Here is an 18,107-nt window from a genome sequence, read left to right on the forward strand (position 1 = left end):
TAAAGAACTAAACGAACTTCATTGATCCAGCCTAATTTTGCACTGTAAATCCTTTAATTTTGAACTTATCTCTTCTGCTTCTTTGCTTTTCTCCTCCGGCCTGTATTCTCTATACTCATACCTATGAAGCCGGTTTAACACAGCGATCAAATCTCCGTATATTTTTTCATCCATAAAATACTTTGAGTTAAAGATTTTCGTCTGTATACCAGAAAAACCTGATATCTTAAATTCATCCCATTGTTGATTAAAATTGAGAGTTAGCTCTCGAACAGCTAACGCTACTCCATTTTTATCTTTGAGAAACACGTTCTTTTTATTCTCTTTTATAGCTCTATATGCAAAATTTGCAGATATTGCGGATGAGACACATGAAACAATTGCGGCAATAGCAAGTACTATTTTTGTCCATTCCATAATTTAGCTCTCTTTAGTTACAGTGAAACTTATACAACCTCGACAGCGCTACTTAGATCTTTCAGTGTTACAACATAGAAAAGTATAGAATAAAAAAACACATAAATTATATGATTCTGCTAGCAAATATTTTGAGTTCTAATAGTTTAAAACTACAATCTTTCCGCTATGATGAAATCAGATAGGCCTACATAAAATGGATTTATTTATGAGTGACAAACTCGCAAAATATTCTTTAGTACTCTGCGTTATAGCACCTTTATTGGCTGTCTTGACTTATTCTTTCAACTTTTTTGATCAACCAATATCTGATAGCAGTGCAGACTGGGGAGCCCTCGGTGACTTTTTTGGTGGAGTATTGAACCCTTTAATCGCATTTTGTGCACTTGTTTGGCTAAAATACTCCGTAAAGATTCAAAAGATCGAATTACAAGAGTTGAGGAACGAATTAAAAGCTTCAAATGCAGCCAATGAACAATCTTTAAAACATAATACTAACTTAATGAAAGTTGAGAGTATTAGATATTTTTTAAAGCTTGCTGAGCAAGAAATAAAGTCCAGAATAGAATTAAATTTTGTATATGATGTTGGAGGTCCTAATAATAAGAAAACACACAAATGCTCTCTGAAAGAAATGCTTATGGCATATGGTAGGAATAATAGTGTTAGTAATACTTATAAAGAGGGGATCAATACAAAATCAAAAGATGTAATGCGATTACATGAACTTTTCGAAATGTTGGGCTTTGCTCTTATAGAATTGAATAAACTAGAAAGCCATTCTGACAATAGTTATCCCGTTAAGTTTTATTTGTTTAAGTATAAGTATCTGATCCTTGGTATTGATAAAATACATAAAATTACCCCCTGTATTATCGATTTATTAAAAGACGACCCCCATAAAGAGTTACTATCCATAGAAAGAACTCCAAAGTGTTAGACTTGTATCGAGTTAGCGTAGGTTTGGTTAAAACTTGTGATCATATTTATCCACGCTAATTAAATAGTCGCCTTTACCGAGTATTTCTCCCAAAGTCGTCTGTTCCGCTTTTAGCTCAATTGGTTTATAAGTTTCTTTAAAGTTGTTTCTTCTGGCACCTGGCTATTCTTAGTTTAAAAATTCGTGGCAGACTATCCTTGTCATTGCAAGCCGCAACTTCAGTGTTCAATTTTGGGTAATTCAATAATGCAGTAATGTGAAAACACGATACATATCACTCCAAGTTATTGGGTAAGTATTGCTGCCAAGCTTCAACGATAAAAGGGTACTCCCCTGTGACGTCAACTCGGCTTCGCCAAAATTGCATCGCGCCGGTGTTGATCCCTTGGTAAGCAAAGATCACATCCGCCACCAGCCTATCGCCACTTTGATTCATATTCACGTCCACCTTAACCAATTGATAGCCATTAGGGTTTGGACCATCTGAACGGCTTTGATAACACAGGTGATAAGAGTTTTGGTAAATGGCTGCGTTGTTATAAAGGGCATAGTTCAATGCGCGCGTGGCATCGGTATCACCGGCAAAGGTGTCCAATGATGTGATCTCGGTAACCAGACTTTTAAACTGGGCATTATTATGGCTTTCACTGTGAATAACGTCACTAAATGGCAGCGCACTGACAGGCACGATGGTATGTACTAACACATCACCTTGCGCCAATATTTCACCGACAATGACAACCTGCCCTACCTCATTATTTTGGGCACGCCCCAGCGCGGAAATACATTGTGTGAGCAGCGCTTCGGTTGAGATGACAAGCGTATACAACTGTTCATTGTAGCGGTTGTCAAATATCCACTCCATACTGCGTGCAATATAACGATTGGTGCTGACGTTTAAGCCTTTAAACACGGTCTGATATAGCTGAGTGTTGCGGTTGAGTCGTTGCAGCGCAATGTCGTCATTGATGTTTTTGAGCATGGGCAAAGGCGTACCATGCTTATCCATGAGGCTGTTTTGATACAGTTCTTTCTCTAAGTTCAGTGATGGAAACTTGGCATTGATGTACCCCACAGCATAAACATATCGACTCATTGCCCCACTATAATTAATGTCAATTTCTTCAGCGATCATGCGCTGAGCGGTATCTGACTGATGTACCGGTTTGTTAGGCTGAACTGGCATTGGTAGCGTCATGGTCGCCTCCTAATTACTTTTAGCAAATGGTGCTAATCGGGATGAAACAAAAGGATACTGATTGGTCACATCTATATTGCAGGCATAGCGACTGCGATCCGAACTACTCAAAATAAATTCGTAAACTTGGCGAGTCGGCTCCGAATCTTGCACTTGCACATGTATTGCCAGCACATCCTCGGGTAAAAGCTGTTGATCACTGCCCACGACAATCTGATAAAAGTGACTCTTAAAATAATTACCCGCTCTGTCTTGCCCACTTAAGCCTGTGGTTGGCTTCAACGTAGGCAATGCCAACTGACGATTAGCGGGTTGACCATCGGCCAGCACCGGAATACTAATGTCTGCGGTATTGATCAGGTGCTTGACCTTCACCATAGGCAGCATGTAATCCGCCCTGCTATTTGGCATATCAAAGCCAACCAACCTGCCATTCATCACGTAGTCGTCTTGTAGATGATTAGTAGTATCAATCAACGCATCAAGCTGTGTGGGCGTATCAGGTATCAGGACGTAAGAATCGACGAGGTTAATTGTCAGTACCCAAGTTGCCTGCTGCGCCAAATATAAAAAGGGCCGATAGGTGAGATCCGGTTGGTTATCTGTCGTCACCTGATAACTAAATACCTTGTAAAATTCATCTGGGTTGGCCTTTATTGATAATGCGGCAGCCTCGTATTGTTTTTCGAGATTCAGTGTCGGAAAGCTCGGCTGTATTTTGCCAATGGCATATACCAGTTCGCCGTTGGCTTGATTAGAAGCACGCTGCACAGGGGCTGGCGCGCAGACATTGTCTGGTGTGTTCATTGTACTTTTTCCTTTGCATTAGCCAGAAGCAATCATTGTCTGAAGCGGCATGAATGGCTGTATCTCTGTATTGATAAAAGGATATAACCCACTGACATCGACACGCAGAAAATAATAGTGATGCCGTGGTGACGCATTTTCTTTATAAGTCAATGTAATATCCACCAGTTGATGCTCAGATTGTGGGTCAAAGTGGGTAAACGCAATACGGAGCAACGAGGCATTAGGTATCGCATTCGAACCTGTCAGCATCTTATGGGTTTGCACATAGATGTCAGGATAGCGAAAGGCCACAAAGTTTTTAGCCCGATCATAATCATTGCGGCCAAGGTTTGGCTTTAATTCCAACTCTCTGATCACATCCTGAATAGCGTTGGTTTCAGCACTCGAAATTTGTTGTATCGTATTGTGCAAGTCAGTCAGCGTATGATGATATACCTGCTGACAGATCACCTCAGGTAACGCTAAATCATTTTGAGCAGCGCTAACATGGCCAATCACACATGTATAAATCGGTTCGAGCGTATCTGAAGGGGGTTTAAGAGCCGCAATGAGTTGTTGTAATTCAACGGGCGTTGTTGGCATCAATACATAGCGAGGTTGTTGGTCGATATGCAATACCCAGTCTACTTGCTCTGCAAGATACAAATATTTATCACGGGCAGGGTTAGTGACTGGTAAAGCCTTATTGGTAAACACTTCATAGTAGGCTTTCTCATTGACACCAAGATCCATGGCCACACTCAAAAATTGCCGCTTAATGCCTTCATTTGGAAATACAATGTTCAGCTGACCCAATGCATAAATATAGTCATGGGCATTGCGCTGAATAGGCGGTGAGACTTCATTGGGTTGCAACTGTAACGGCGCCGTCTGCTCCTGCTCTATATTCAGCTCAGGTTGCTGATCTGATAATGCCATTGCCTCTAGGGTTACCAATGACTCGTTTTGCGAAGACGCTTGGATATCCTCTGATTGCTCAGTGTTTGCAAGTGTAGGATCCATTGACGCGCCATCATTATTTTGTTCGCTCATAATGGTTTCTCATAGCGTGTGAGAAGTGCTGATGGAGCACAGCACTTCCAATGGAAAGTTAGCTACTTGCTAGTATTGTTTTAGTTGCAACGCCCGTTGTTGCCGTGTCAATTGAATACAACGTAGTCACGCCCATGGTTGTGGCAGCTTGTGCTGTAACAGCCATTTGTTGTTGAGCCGTTGTCGCATTATGCGCTGCATTAGCCAATGCCTGTGAAGTCGCCTGAAACAAGTTACCCATCGACATTGCGGGGGCGTCACCAAGCACTTTTACATTCGCTTGCGTGACTGAGTCTGTGATTTGGTCATTGACTGAAGTTGGAAATGCCATGATTTATTCCTTAATGGTTAATTACTGTTTATGGTTAGAAAGTAAGGAATAATTTAGCGTGTTCTGGACCGATTGTTTTGGTTTAACCGATTGATTGAATGGTATATTAAATGGCTTTTTCACAGGCGTTTTTAACAGTAAACAATGGCTTTTAATACCTAAGTGACTATTTTCACCAATCCCGCTTGCGTGCTTTTTGTGCGTGTCTAAATAGCCCTGCTACGGGCTCCATATATTGCGTGTAACAGGGCTAGCAACTAGATTGACATTTCCAACTTGAGTTGGCGCTTTTAACTATAACGCTAGGTACTTTTACCAACTTGGTAAAAGTTACGATTCTATTGCTCAAGTAAGTTTTTATCACGTCCAACTACCATCTGAGCTGAGTGCGGTGTTCTGACAGTCTGGCTATTCCCTCTCGAATATCACACAGCTGAATTTCACTGCGGTTTTGAGCTAGCAAGCGTAAAGACACAAACCGCAATACATTTATGATCTCAGCACCACTGAGCGGATATTCATCAGACAGTCTGGTTAAACAGACTTCAGAGGACAGCTGAGAATGACCACACAAGCCACTTTGCCATATCTCCAAACGCTGCGCAGATTGAGGCGGTTGAAACTCAACAATGGACTCAAAACGACGGAAAAACGCATCATCTATATTGTCTTTATAATTTGATGCCAAGATCACAGTGCCATTAAACTGCTCTATACGCTGCAGTAAATAGGCAACATTTTGGTTGGCAAACTGATCATTGGAAGAACTGGTTTGCAGTCGCTTACCAAACAGGGCATCCGCTTCATCAAAAAAAAGCACCCAGTCTCGATGTTCAGCCAAGCTAAACAATTGCTCCAGATTTTTCTCTGTTTCACCAATATATTTGGACGTGATCAGAGACAGATCTACCTTATAGACCGCTTTATCTAACACTTTACCCAGCACACTGGCAGTTAGGGTTTTTCCGGTGCCCGGCGGGCCATAAAAAAGCGCGCGATAGCCCGCTCTCAGTTGTCTGCCAATTTTCCAATCTGTGCGTAGTGCCTGTCCATACCGGATCCCCTCGATAATGTCATTGAGCTGTTCACGCGTCGAATCTGGCAGTTTTAAATCGCGCCAGTCCAATTGGGTGTCAACCAAGCTGGCAGGGAAATGGCTGCTGGTTTCGGGGTGATAAGGTTCAGCAGTTGTGAACATCTGCACAAATTCAGGCTTCAGTACAAGCGGAGTGTGCAAACTTGACTGCGCTGATGACTCAGTATCCATGTCGAGCATTTGGCTCAGCAAGGCACTCCTTGTTAGCTTTTCCAGCACCTTAAATTGAGTCACCAGCTGATTTTCATCCTCTATGAAAGCCGCTGTTGCGCCAGTTGCAAGCACCGCCCCTTGGTGCTCTCGCATACCAAACTCTGTAAATGGCCGATTCGTCTGCTCGTTAATAGAAAGAAAAACATCAAACAGAGTGGGACGCACAATCGGGGCCAAAGCAAGCATGATGAGTAATCGTTCGGTCACCGTGGCATGGTTTGCAGTGAGGAAAGTCGCAAATGGAGAGTCACTGGTTTGTAATGATGGCGGCGCGGGCATGGGTAACAACTCTGGCGCCTCTGAGACGCGCAACTCAGGGTCTTTCGGTGTACCGAAGTAATGTGACACTCGATATTGAATGACCTTGTCTAACCAGCGGCATTCGCGCTCCAGATCATAGGCATTCAAGATAGCGTCAGATGGTGAAGGTATAGCGTCTTTGCTTGCAGATTGCCACATGGCTTTTTCCTCATAGTCATAATGGGTGACTTTTATCAGCGGGTTTACCCTGAGAGTGTAGCCTGATGCGTGTCTATGCTAGGTGGTAACTATGAGGAACTTTTTGGTAATTTTAATGAAAACGCAAGCGTTACTCGGATGGAGCAAGGGCGGAGCGCTGCGCTGTCATATAGCCAACTCGAGGCACAAAAGGCACCAATAAAACCTGACCAGCCGTGAGTTGATTGAGATGAGCATGGGGGTTGTGCTCAATGATGTCCATCACGGTGACGCCGGCTGCATTGACCAGTCCCTCACAGATCGATTCCAGTGTATCTCCATTGATCACTTCATAATTTAGGTAACCACTGGCTTTAAAATAAGGTACTTTGATAAGGGCACCACTTATGATTTCCTGCGATAAGAGTGCAGGATTCGCGTGCTCTATATCGATGGGAGTGACCCCTGCACAAGCACGCAAGGAGATGCTAATTAAAGCCAATGAATCACCGGGCTGAATGGTATATTTAAGTACAGTACGCATAGAGAATGACCTAAGTTAAGAGCAGGTCAGATATCGCTTGCCTGCTCATATAAGACGGGAAAGATTATTGAATCGCCCAGTAAATGGGGTATGAGCCTGTATTGTCACCAATGGCGATCGTGCGTATTTGGGTACCACTACCAGATTGCTCAAACGGCGTATAAGTAGACTCCAAAACGCGACCGTTAGTTTGCTGCTGTTGCTGAACTTCGTCACCCAAGATCCCCACTGAGTAACCGGATTGAAAGATCTGCTGTTCAATTTGCTGGACTAGAGATAAATTTGTACCATCACCAGTATTTTGCAACTGTAACCAAACAGTAGTCCCTATCGGAATTGCGGCTTCACTCACCATGTCGATCACCTTTGCGGCGATATATACCGGCGTATTCTCAGCTGGTGCACTTGTTGAGCCATCATTTTTTGAGCCAGTACTTGTCGGATCAACAATGTTTGACACATTAAGTATATAGAATGGCATTAAGGCCAGCCCATAGCCATGTTTATCACTTGCACCTGTGATTCGATTCGTTTCTTGTGCCGTCAACGGTATCGTGCACAGTTCCGTATTTTCAGAACCTGAGGTAGATGAACCAGTTGAGGTATTAAGGCTTCGCATACAAAAGCTATAACCTTCACTTTTGTACTTGTTTGCAATGCTTGGCTTCATTGTGCCATTGTAGATAATCCCTTTTGCATGAGGGTGTGCAACCTCTGCATAAGCTAGCTGTAATTCTGGTGTATTAGTTACTTTTACATAGCCTGGGTTATCTTTTGAACCTAAAGGGGATGTATTACCCATCATAAACTCTCTCTATTTAAGTGTCATAAATTTGAAGGTGAAAAACCAAACACATGAATTGGTTGAATTAACTATAAAAGAGGTGGGTTTTACCAACTTGGTAAAAGTGGGGTTTAGATTGGTATTTTTTACGTTAATTTATCTTTCCTTAACCCGCCTTGATACCTATAGCAAAACAGACCGCCAAAGGCGGCCTGTACCAACCCCCTCACATGTTGATCTAGCTATCTAGCGCTTGTGCAATTTCGGTGATCCAGACGCCACCTGGGTCACTTGAGAACTGCCAGTTCATCATGCCACCAAGACTTGAGTGTGCTTGGATAGGTTTAATCACTTCATTAATGAGTGTTTGCACTGGCATATACCCCGAACCCGCATCGTTCTGCGTGACAGGAAAGCCAGCAATAACCTTCTCTGGAGACAGGTTAGGTAGCTTTGTATAATTCAAGTATGAGCTCACAATTTGGTCCGGATTGGCACTCCAAGGTGGGTTGTTGTAAAACTGCACATTTAACCAGTCAATGTCTTGTCCAACCTGCTCTACCACTTCAACATACCCTGCCATGTATCCCCCCTGCTCTAAATACGGAGGTTGAGGCGCATGAGAAATCACATAATCGGGGCTCGGAAGGCGTTTTCTGAGCTCCTGAGTCAAAGAAACCAAAAATTGTGCGCCGTCATACCCCGCTTGACCGGTGAACGCGGCGGTGTCTTCATAATCTATATCGACACCATCTAAATGGTTATTTTTCACAAAGCTTGCTAAAGAGTCTGCCAATTTTGCTGTGTCCGCTGATAACGCACGATAAGCATCAGAAGTCATCGTACCGCCACCAAATGAGATCAGCACTTTTTGCCCCTTTTGTTGCATTGCTTTTATGGCCTCAGTAGTGCTACTTGTTAAACTAGACGCCGTTGCGGCAATGGCACCACTTAAAACTAAATTGAACGGGCTGTCAGACGATGAAGATAGAAATGCCAGATTCACCACATCATATGGCAGTTCGCTGGCATTAATCAGTGGGATTGCACCCGAGTTATAGTAGGTAATGGTTTTAGACATGATAGCTCCTTATATCTATTTAACTGAAGTGAGATTACGTTATCAGCTTAGCGGCACCAGCATTGTCTGACTTGGCAAAAGTCACGATGCTCAGCATGCTGACGATAAAATGCCTCCCCTTAGGGTTGAGAGAATTTTCAATCATCATTCGGGGTAAACCTCATCTGTTTGAAAAACTAGCTCAGTCCGCAGGTATTTTGTATTACAAAGAAATTACACAGTGGCAAGTACTCACTTAAATAGACTCCCCTTAATGAGATGAGAGACTTTGGTATCAAACAGGTCAGCACCTGAGTTAATTCAGATGCTCTTTGAGCTGATGTATGCGCCTTTCATACTCGCCCATAATATTGTGGACTACCCAGCTGGCGATCACGCCGCTACCAACATGTGCCGCGCGGATCGCCTGATACTCTGGGTAAGTATGTTGCAACCACTCAACGCCTGCGCTGATTGCACCGCCAACGGCAAGCCCAAGCAAGCTCGCATATTTGCTGTAAAAGCTTCGGGCTGAGTCCATGGCGTCTTTGGCAATGGGCAGATCGGACGTTTTCAACTCATCCAACCCAAAGTTTAAAATACGATTTGCGATGATCACGTCATCCCGTTGCGGGTTCGTAAACCCAGGGAAAAAAGCCAATAACTTGGCAATGAAGGCCAGTGCCGTGGTTTTTTGCGTGGTGAAAATATCAAGACTCGCCGCCCCCTGAAGTGGCCCCTTTTCAGGTGGAAGCGCAATCGCTGCCTCGTGTTGTTCCGAATGGACCAAATCTGTTTGCTCAGCGTCATTGTTATTGGGTGAGGAATGTAGCGTATCCATAACTTATCCTATTCAGTTGTTTAGCAGGTTGAGTTATGAGTAACTTAATCAGTAACTTTACGCGGCGCTTGGTATTTTTTATGTTTATGGATCGCTTTGAGAGGCCATTGGCAAAGAGGTTAAACAATCAAAAACACACTTTCTGAATAGTTTAAGCCGCAGAAATCACTAAAAAATGCCCGTTTCTACCAAGATAAACCGCTCAAACTTCTCTAAATTACAGCTCGAACGGCTTCAATACTTTGCACATTAAAAAGCCGCTATGAGTATAGGTGAGTACGTATCAGCTACTTTTGGGGACGTACCACAACACCTATAACGACCATCAAAGGCTACGTAATAAAGGGTTGAGATATGTATGCACAAGCAGATAAATCCAAAAAAAATACAGTAAATTCGGTGATATATTCTTCGAGCAAAAAGCAAAATACCACAAGTAAGCCTATTCAAAGGCTGGCTGATTTGTTTGGTTTAGACCAATGGGTGCCAACCGGGGCGGCAAATCCCACCAGAGCAGATTTTCAAAATTTACTGCATCATGGCCGCATCAATGCAAACCAGTTAATGGCGGTGATCCCCGCAGGATTGCAAAATACATTTGAAATTGAGCCAAGAACACAAAGAGGCTTTAAATTTGAATGGGGGGATTGGCATGTTCACGGGCATGAAGCTGATGCAGGCGCTCAAGTAGGCCACGTTGGTGGCGCAGGCTGGGTTGTGCGCATACGAAATGGCAATCAATGGCTTTTATCAGAACCCTTGGTCAGCGTTCACCCCGTTGATCATGTGAATTATTTTGCGCCGAGAAACTGGGCTCCAGCCAATGGTCAGTTTGCTAGAGCGCATTCCCATATTCCATTGGATGTCGACTAAGATATCTGACGATAATCGGGGCCTATTAGGACCATATCGACTTTAAACAGGCCTCTTTATCTATAAATTGATGTGTTGTTAGCTGACCGCGTTACATTGGTTTGTGTCGTTTGCCAACATAAAAACCTCCATGAGCCCAAGCATATTTGCTAACAGATACAGGTTAAATGAGTTACCGCTTTGACTCAATAAGGTATGTGATATGTACGCACAGATAAAACGTGATAAACAGCATAATCATCGACTCATCATAGGGCATGTTACGCAGCAAACAAGCGCCCCCAAAATAAAAGGCCTACTTCAAAAATCTGCGCATAAATACGACAAATATGCCAAGACATTATCGCGCCAGATCACCAGAGATGGAAAGGATTTGTGTGTCAAAGAAGGAAAACTAAAATATAAGATATTTAATTATCAAGGCGCAAAAATACTGGAGATCACCGACCTTGTATCTGACAAGCAGACAAAAGGCGCTGGGGTGAAGTTGATGAAACACGTCATGGAACTCGGCAAGGCAGCTGGATGTGATATCGTGCGTTTAATCGCAGAGTCCTCTGGGTATGACGGCAGGCCTAAACAGGCTGAGCTACTCCAGTGGTATACCAATCGAGGCTTACACAATGTCAAACCTGGCGGAAAATTTGGCCGCTGGATGGTCGGGGAGATAGACGACTGTCTCAAATTAATCGATGGCACATTGGCACGTTTTAATTAGTCCAAAGAGATCAGAGCGCAACGGGGACGACCTTGCACTGTGCAACTGCGCGGCTGACGGTGGCGTAGTGCCCCACAAATGCGTTGGCGATGTCACTCATGCTGTAGACCACTAAATCAGCAACAGCCATAACCCATTTTTTGTCGCATCTATCTTTATGCCCGTCAATGGGCAGCACCACAAGTCGCTTTTGTTTTTGGGTACTTCGTTCAATGCGGTATCAGCATCTTGTGTTGCGTTTTTTTGGTGCTTCTGTGCTCATTCTTTACTGCTTCATTATTCCCCATAAAAAACTGATTTTTCTTTAAAATGTTGTCAGATGTCGACACCTTTACCTTACGCTATAAATTCAATGGTTCTTTACAATGACAGACTGACAACGCTTGGCAATCATGAGTAACAGGGCATCTGTCGCCAGCCAAGCGGATTGATTTAATTACCTATGATTGCGTGGTAATGATTGGTCATCAGACAACATTTATAGCGTACGCATACATACCAAAAAGAGTGAAAAGCTTCACAAAGCCACCTTCCCCAATAAAGGTAGCTTAGGAATTCCATTCACAATGGTCGCTCATGTTTCGTCGCTTAAAAGATGGTTAACAACCCATAACTATACTTTACTTTAGAATGCTTACGATACAAGGCTTAACCTAGTTTATTCCAGCTTTCTTAGCATACCCATTGTTTATATTAATCATTGTCACTCTTAGTCTCTTCTTGATTTTCTTTTGTATCAAACTCTCCTTTCTTCCTCTGACGTTGTTTGTTTTTTTGATATTTATTTTCTGTCTTCACCATCTCTTTGGGTGCAGATACATGCACAGGTGCGCTGTTATTAAGTGATATTCGTAGCCCTTCTTTTATGCTTTCGAAATCCGCGCCTTCCTCATAAGTCACCTTCGCGCAAGATCCTCCCTCAACTTGAAATTGCAAATTCCCAATACTTTGTATGTCTAGTCTGGCACCAATCAACTTGGTATTAACTTTTTTCCCGTTATCTCCTCCAACCTTACTACCTTTGGCGTCCAAATCTTCCTCAATTAGCCTAGCTAGCAGTATCTCTAGATCTTTTTTATGGGATTTAGTTATATCTTTTTTCGGAGTCAGGCCATGTTCATTTACCTGTTGTGTATTCCCTCTCTTTTTAACAAAACCTTCCTTCTCTTCATTCTTCGCAATCTTAAATTGTTCAGCATTATTCTGCGCAATCTTCAATTGTTCAGCATTCATCATGAGCTGCGCTCCACACTGATGTTTAAACGCGTGTTTCACATTAGCACTACCACCCAGTGTGCTGACATTTTTTTGTTTACCTATAATCACGTACATATAATTAACCTTTAATATTAAATAGTTGAGGTCGACACAAGATCACATCACCCACACCATAAAGGCCTTACAGCTTTTACCTCTCCTGCCAGTGCACTATTTATGCCTCAATAACCCTTTAATAATGGTTTTTGAGGCACTTCAGCCTTTGCTGAGCATGACTTAAATTGAGATGATCGACCTTCCCTTTATTGCCTCAACCTCGCGCTCAACTGCGATGTTAAACTTTTACGCTATACTCGCTTATATATATCCAGTGAACGATGGGGTCAGGCCTTACGCACTGTCCCACCTAAACGAACCGCCTTCTCACCCCAATCCGTCGCTTGCTGCTCCAGTTTTGGGTCGTCATTGACCGCCACACCATTGACCTCTGTGGTGGGCTTTACCATCCCAAGCGCTTGCTGAGCAATATGCCCCAACTCATGGGGGAGATGTTTCTCTTGCCCTGGTGATAAATAAATGTCCTTGCCCTGCGCATACGCATGCGCCTGCACCAGCGCTGGTTTAGGCGAGTTATAGTGCACCCGCACATTGGCCAGATTCACACCGGTGAGTTTTTCCATACCGCGTCTGAGTCTGGGCGGCAAGGAACGGCTTTGCGACTGTATCCGTTTATCTGATGCAGATGCGCCTCTGCGCTGTACCAACCTCGGTTGTTGAGGCTGGGCACTGCGGCTAGGTTTGGTCACAAGTTGATTAAAGCCCATGCTGTTATTCCATCTTTGTGTGATGGTTTTACTATAGGCTGACTGTGATGTGAGTGATTGGTATAAAGTCGGGTCTCGTTGGTATTAGTTATGGAATATACATACCGATTATTTGGCTCTAATTTGACATAAAAATACCCGAACAGGTCGGGTATTAGATGGTAGGGAGTTTCTGTTTATTCGGTATCAGCAACGGCCTGTGTTGCTATTTGCTCTGCCTGATCTGGGGTCGGGCTTGACGGGGGATTACAAGCTTGGTTATAGACGGCTTGATCTGCCGCAACAACCGCATCCCTAGCGACTCTTTCTGCTTCAAAAGGTGTAGATGTCGCATACCCAGTAGACTGTGCTGCGGTGTTGATGTCAGATTGAGCCACCGCATCTGTGGCTTGTTGCTCTGCGTTTAAAATTTCTTGTTCGGATGTACTGGTCATGATGGTTCTTCCTTACTAATGACAAAATTAGGCACTGTGAAGTGCGTCGAATGGGCCTTCAGCCCAGATCTGGTTATGGGTAAACAGGTTCAGTAGCTCCATTGGCCGAGAACTGGCAAGTTCAGATAACGAGGTCTCCCAAATATTACGATGAGAACGTACTTTAATCAGTTTATGCTGGTCTCGTTGCCAATCCAGTGGCAAAAAAATGCACTTCTCTTTGGCCTTTTGTCCGTAAAGCTTATCTCTTGCAGACAAAAAGACAAGATTGCGTCGCTGCGTTTCCATTAACTGCGACTCTTCTACGCAGTAGCGCAATGACGCCTTAAACCAATTCGCAAAAGCATCTCCTTTGGCAGCCACATGCGGTGATACCTCACGAGAAGGCGGCGCTTTTTCTGAACTCGCTGATACAGGCGATGTGCTGTGCTGATGATGCAATGACTGTAAGACATCAATACACATACTTCTGTATTGTAAAGTCGGTAATGCATCTATAAACAGGTCAAATTCACCCTGTTTCCCCTGTTTAAATTGCCCGTAGGCTAGGTGTAATTGGCCCAAAGTATTGAGCCGCGCAACCACAAGTTCGGGGCGGTTTAAACCAAGTACCTCAATACTGGTATAGCCTTTGCCAAGCTGAGCGATTTTCTTCTCGCTGAGGGACTCAAGCCAAAGTGAAAAGCCGGGTAAGTTTTCGAACCCAGGCGCATAACCAAGCAAGTCAGGGGAGGACCAGATCTTTGTCTCAGCCTCAGTGAAGCTGAGCTCATCTGTCTCCATCAAATAGGCACACAATAAATCAAATGGATAAGCACGCGCTGTTATAGGGTCAAAACGAATATACTGGCGAGGGTCATCCGAGTATGGATTGACCAGCAACGACTGCTCTTGTTCCACACGGATCAGAGGAAATCGTTGACCAATCAGCGGAAATTGACCACCTTTGTGCTTATCATTGCATCCATCACAGACATACACTAGATTTTCTTGCTGATAGGCCAGTGCATAATAAGGTGAGCAGCTAATACTCTGGTTTTGCTGCAATGAGGTGCTTTTTTCAAGTAATTCTACAGGTCTGAAATGCCCTACTTTTCCCGCATTACTCGCCAATAAATAACTTTCGCAATAGGCACAACAGCCCTGAGTTAAGCCTTGTAAGTGGGCTTTAAGGTGCTCAGCAGAAAATAATGCCGTATCAAAAGCCGCGTAATTAAAGCCAGTATTTATCGTATCATCAGGCAAATCATCGGCTCTTTGCGTAATTAATACCAAGTTGTCGACTAAATCGGGCGCATACCCTTCTGCAATTAACTGGTTGCGATCTTCCGTTGTCAGCGTGTGATATTTAGGTGCATCAGCCAAACGCGCAACCAACTCCTGCATTTGCCGAGTTGCCGCGGCTGTTTTCACTTTTTCATCCGGCAGCCAATCAACAGGCTTGAAGTCTATTTTGATCATGACGTATGGCTCCTATGATTCAAGGCTATGCACTGGGCTGTTCAGCACCGCGCTGCATGGCCTCATTTTGAAAGTCCTGATTTTGCTGGATTAGCTGTTGCTCCATGTTTTTCAGTGTCTCTTCCATCGCCTGCTGTGCGGCTTGAGCACTTTTTTGTGCTGCCATTTCTTGCTCGGTAAAAACTTGTTTCATATGGGCGTTTTGCTCTTCAAGATGATGTGCTTGCGCCTCAAGTTGGGCGTCCTGATAACGGCTAAACGCGCCCAATGTGGCGTCATTGTCGGCGCTTTCCTCGGATAACGTACCTGAAGGTGCATCACTCTCCAGTACTTGATTGATACGTGCGAGGTGTTGACGCGATTGATCAACAAGTTGTGATGATTGCTGCAATGACTGATCTATGGTCTGTCTAGCCGTGGCCAACATGGTGTCTATGTCTGACAAAATCGAGTTTAACTGCGACGGCATAACGGCCTGCGACAGCGCCTGACATGCCGCTTTTTTTTGTTGTGCTGGATCCATGATAACTCCCTACTTTAGGCGGCAATTGGCCAGTGGTTAAACAAACTCAAACAGCCCTGACCATCCACGTTCAATAAGGCTTCGCTGTGATGTAAATTGAATAAATAATGACGACATAACCCAGCCTGACAGATATAACTGTCACTCGCCAACGCATTGGTCAACGTGGTTTGCAGCCCACTAATATAGTCATTAGCGGCTTTAACTAGGTCGTTAGTCTGAAGGTCGATATTAAGCACAATATTGAGTAACCCCGCGCTAAAACTACTGAAGCCGAGATTGTTTCCTCCCTCATGCCACTGTTTTATGGCATTGTGAAGATCAACGGCTTGCAGCTCAAAGGTGACCACTGGAGAATCTAAAGTATTGTTTACGACAGGGGCGAGTGTTTCAACAAGGTGATCCGGTGTGCTTTGCCCACCTTGTTTCGCATTTTTCCAAGCCAAATAGAGACAAAAATAACGTGCAAATTCACTTAAGTTTTGGGCTTTTTCAGTTGCCCACTGACAAGCGGGATGCACTGTTTGATTAGACAGATCATACGCCTGTTCGCAATAACAGATAATACTATACAGCGTGAGTTGGTCATGAAACGATGCGCCCCACCCTAAAGCATGGTAATTCAGGTTATAGCGTCGATAAAACAGCGCAATTTTATTTAAAATAGCACTGTCCACCAGACGATATTTAGCCAGTATATTCGCCAATCTCGCCTTATCTGTTTCAGAATCCCGATTACTGAATGTCGCCAAGTCTCTGAGATCATTGGTACTAAGTTCAAGTAACTTTTTGATATCAACAGACAAAGGGATCTGATGTAAATAGAGCAGCGTTGAATTCATCAGCCCCAAGTAAAGCTGCTCGATAAACTGCGCTTCTGAAGTGAAGGTCATTACTTCACTTTGTTGTATAAGTGCATCAGTGCTGTGCGCACCTTGATTAAGAAATTGGATCAGGGTCTGTGTTTTGTCAGAAAACTGCTCCAATTGCTCAATCTCTTTGTTGTTCACTATGATTGTCATAATTGCCTCTTTAGCCGACGCGTCATTTGCCGACGTTTATCTAGCTACCACCGCTTGGAAACTTATCTAGCAAATTACTTGCTGAGCTACCTACTTCGCCAAAGTTTTTGGTGCCATTTTCAACCATTTTATTTGCCGCTTCGATAATGCCTGCATAATCATCGACTTTACCTGTTGCCAACATCTGAGAAATGGCAACCCCCATAGCTGTCGTTGCCATGGTGTTGATATTTCTAAGGTTGTCTGTGGCATCTTGGATTGCAATGGCCGTCGACTGCGAGACAGATTGATAGGCTTTCCCGGCACCAGAGAGCTTGTTTAACTCACCAGTCAAACTGGTACTATTTACTATATCCAGTGACGTCTGTGTCGATGGCCCGACATTTGTTAACTCATTCATATGCTGTGCCTTAGTTAATTAATCTTATGCTCTATGCGCCCCTAGGATTCCGATTTATCTTTAGGGTCGCTTTGCTGTTTCAGCAGCTCTTTCACAAGCGCTTCTATTTGGCTTACGTCCACCTTTGGATCAGGCGCCGGGGCTTTTTCTGGCAATGGCGATGATTGTTGAAGCATTTTTGCACAGCTTGCTGCCACGGCTGCTGATGCCGATGTTTGCGCATTTTGCTGTGTTGAAATGGCATTAAACATGGACATACCGATGGTTTCTGTCGCGGCAACATTGAGCATGCCTATGGATTGCGCAGGCGCAGACCCCATCAATAGCGTGTTCACTTCGTTTACCGAGTCAGTAATTTGGTCATTTACAGTACTCATAAAGACTTCCTTTTTTATCCTTGTTTAATGGCTGCTGCACCCGCTGAAATCATCAGCGCACAACACTGCGCAACAGCCGCGCTGGATGTAGCTTGACTTCTCGCTTCATTTTGAACTGCATTGTCCATCAGTAATGAAATGGATTGACCCATAGAGGTGGATGCAGCAGCCAATGAAAAGGTTTGTGCATTGAGCGTATTAAGCACGGTGTTTCTCCTGTGTTCATTACGGATTAAAACCGGCCAAAATGGTACTGATACAGCGTATCAGTACCCAACCCGGCTTAACGGAAAACTTTTGAAATGCCTTCCGCTGTCGTGGCCGTATTAATGCCAAGCAACGTATCTACGCCTTGAACAAGCGCAGCTTGTGCTGTGACTGAGCTATTTTGCTGACCAGACGTCGCATTGTGTGCCGCATTAGACAGCGCCTGACTGGTTGCAATCATAAAGTTACCGGTTGCGATAGCAGGCGCATCACCCAGAACTTTAGTATTTACTTGTGAAACTGAATCGGTAATTTGACTATTTACAGCGGTTGGAAATGCCATAAC

At 43.9% G+C, this 18,107-nt stretch carries 23 protein-coding genes; 3 read left to right on the forward strand and 20 right to left on the reverse strand.

Annotated elements, in window-relative coordinates; all coding sequences use genetic code 11:
• Positions 1–18: 18 nt before the first annotated feature.
• Positions 19–417, reverse strand: a complete 399-nt coding sequence (locus tag L1077_RS03205) for a hypothetical protein (protein ID WP_237135571.1) — start codon at positions 415–417, stop codon at positions 19–21.
• Between the two features lie 208 nt (positions 418–625).
• On the opposite strand from L1077_RS03205, the gene L1077_RS03210 reads away from it, so the two are divergent.
• On the forward strand, positions 626–1,357 hold the full coding sequence (locus L1077_RS03210; protein WP_237135572.1) for a hypothetical protein: 732 nt from the start codon (positions 626–628) through the stop codon (positions 1,355–1,357).
• Positions 1,358–1,631: 274 nt separating this feature from the next.
• Here L1077_RS03210 and L1077_RS03215 read toward each other — a convergent pair whose 3' ends face one another.
• The 9 genes from L1077_RS03215 to L1077_RS03255 form a co-directional block, all read right to left on the reverse strand.
• A complete protein-coding gene (locus tag L1077_RS03215) occupies positions 1,632–2,555 on the reverse strand; it encodes a hypothetical protein (protein WP_237135573.1) in 924 nt (307 codons plus the stop codon).
• Between the two features lie 9 nt (positions 2,556–2,564).
• Positions 2,565–3,362, reverse strand: a complete 798-nt coding sequence (locus L1077_RS03220; protein WP_237135574.1) for a hypothetical protein — start codon at positions 3,360–3,362, stop codon at positions 2,565–2,567.
• 18 nt (positions 3,363–3,380) lie between these two features.
• Positions 3,381–4,397 carry a hypothetical protein gene (locus L1077_RS03225; protein ID WP_237135575.1) on the reverse strand — a complete coding sequence of 339 codons (1,017 nt, stop codon included), beginning with the start codon at positions 4,395–4,397 and terminating at the stop codon, positions 3,381–3,383.
• 58 nt (positions 4,398–4,455) lie between these two features.
• On the reverse strand, positions 4,456–4,728 hold the full coding sequence (locus L1077_RS03230) for a RebB family R body protein (protein ID WP_039607656.1): 273 nt from the start codon (positions 4,726–4,728) through the stop codon (positions 4,456–4,458).
• Positions 4,729–5,098: 370 nt separating this feature from the next.
• A complete protein-coding gene (locus L1077_RS03235; protein WP_237135576.1) occupies positions 5,099–6,496 on the reverse strand; it encodes an ATP-binding protein in 1,398 nt (465 codons plus the stop codon).
• 130 nt (positions 6,497–6,626) lie between these two features.
• On the reverse strand, positions 6,627–7,019 hold the full coding sequence (locus L1077_RS03240; RefSeq protein WP_237135577.1) for a LysM peptidoglycan-binding domain-containing protein: 393 nt from the start codon (positions 7,017–7,019) through the stop codon (positions 6,627–6,629).
• Positions 7,020–7,083: 64 nt separating this feature from the next.
• Positions 7,084–7,824, reverse strand: a complete 741-nt coding sequence (locus L1077_RS03245; RefSeq protein ID WP_231098079.1) for a hypothetical protein — start codon at positions 7,822–7,824, stop codon at positions 7,084–7,086.
• A gap of 217 nt (positions 7,825–8,041) precedes the next feature.
• On the reverse strand, positions 8,042–8,884 hold the full coding sequence (locus L1077_RS03250; protein WP_237135578.1) for a glycosyl hydrolase family 18 protein: 843 nt from the start codon (positions 8,882–8,884) through the stop codon (positions 8,042–8,044).
• A 295-nt stretch (positions 8,885–9,179) separates the two neighbouring features.
• Positions 9,180–9,704: a hypothetical protein gene (locus L1077_RS03255; protein ID WP_237135579.1), complete on the reverse strand. Its 525-nt coding sequence runs from the start codon at positions 9,702–9,704 to the stop codon at positions 9,180–9,182.
• A 354-nt stretch (positions 9,705–10,058) separates the two neighbouring features.
• Here L1077_RS03255 and L1077_RS03260 point away from each other — a divergent pair, with 354 nt between their 5' ends.
• Both L1077_RS03260 and L1077_RS03265 read left to right on the forward strand, forming a co-directional pair.
• The gene (locus tag L1077_RS03260; protein ID WP_237135580.1) at positions 10,059–10,577 is read left to right on the forward strand and encodes a hypothetical protein; all 519 of its coding nucleotides are present in this window, start codon (positions 10,059–10,061) and stop codon (positions 10,575–10,577) included.
• A 202-nt stretch (positions 10,578–10,779) separates the two neighbouring features.
• Entirely contained in the window at positions 10,780–11,295 is a 516-nt protein-coding gene (locus L1077_RS03265) for a hypothetical protein (protein WP_237135581.1), read from the forward strand.
• A 693-nt stretch (positions 11,296–11,988) separates the two neighbouring features.
• Here L1077_RS03265 and L1077_RS03270 read toward each other — a convergent pair.
• The 10 genes from L1077_RS03270 to L1077_RS03315 all read right to left on the reverse strand — a co-directional run bounded on the left by L1077_RS03270 (position 11,989) and on the right by L1077_RS03315 (position 18,104).
• Positions 11,989–12,627, reverse strand: coding sequence for a hypothetical protein (locus tag L1077_RS03270; RefSeq protein WP_237135582.1), 639 nt, complete (start codon positions 12,625–12,627; stop codon positions 11,989–11,991).
• Positions 12,628–12,896: 269 nt separating this feature from the next.
• Positions 12,897–13,337, reverse strand: a complete 441-nt coding sequence (locus tag L1077_RS03275; RefSeq protein WP_237135583.1) for an eCIS core domain-containing protein — start codon at positions 13,335–13,337, stop codon at positions 12,897–12,899.
• A gap of 176 nt (positions 13,338–13,513) precedes the next feature.
• A complete protein-coding gene (locus tag L1077_RS03280) occupies positions 13,514–13,771 on the reverse strand; it encodes a hypothetical protein (RefSeq protein ID WP_237135584.1) in 258 nt (85 codons plus the stop codon).
• A 27-nt stretch (positions 13,772–13,798) separates the two neighbouring features.
• Complete coding sequence (locus L1077_RS03285; protein WP_237135585.1) at positions 13,799–15,232, reverse strand: hypothetical protein; 1,434 nt, start codon at positions 15,230–15,232, stop codon at positions 13,799–13,801.
• A gap of 25 nt (positions 15,233–15,257) precedes the next feature.
• On the reverse strand, positions 15,258–15,755 hold the full coding sequence (locus L1077_RS03290; RefSeq protein ID WP_237135586.1) for a hypothetical protein: 498 nt from the start codon (positions 15,753–15,755) through the stop codon (positions 15,258–15,260).
• Positions 15,756–15,769: 14 nt separating this feature from the next.
• Entirely contained in the window at positions 15,770–16,777 is a 1,008-nt protein-coding gene (locus L1077_RS03295) for a hypothetical protein (RefSeq protein ID WP_237135587.1), read from the reverse strand.
• A 40-nt stretch (positions 16,778–16,817) separates the two neighbouring features.
• Positions 16,818–17,177, reverse strand: a complete 360-nt coding sequence (locus L1077_RS03300; RefSeq protein WP_039607640.1) for a hypothetical protein — start codon at positions 17,175–17,177, stop codon at positions 16,818–16,820.
• 41 nt (positions 17,178–17,218) lie between these two features.
• Positions 17,219–17,554: a RebB family R body protein gene (locus L1077_RS03305; RefSeq protein WP_237135588.1), complete on the reverse strand. Its 336-nt coding sequence runs from the start codon at positions 17,552–17,554 to the stop codon at positions 17,219–17,221.
• A gap of 14 nt (positions 17,555–17,568) precedes the next feature.
• A complete protein-coding gene (locus L1077_RS03310; RefSeq protein ID WP_237135589.1) occupies positions 17,569–17,760 on the reverse strand; it encodes a RebB family R body protein in 192 nt (63 codons plus the stop codon).
• 77 nt (positions 17,761–17,837) lie between these two features.
• The gene (locus tag L1077_RS03315) at positions 17,838–18,104 is read right to left on the reverse strand and encodes a RebB family R body protein (protein ID WP_039607637.1); all 267 of its coding nucleotides are present in this window, start codon (positions 18,102–18,104) and stop codon (positions 17,838–17,840) included.
• Positions 18,105–18,107 lie beyond the last annotated feature (3 nt).

The sequence above is a fragment of the Pseudoalteromonas luteoviolacea genome, assembly GCF_021654285.1.
Classification (GTDB): Bacteria; Pseudomonadota; Gammaproteobacteria; order Enterobacterales; family Alteromonadaceae; genus Pseudoalteromonas; species Pseudoalteromonas luteoviolacea_J.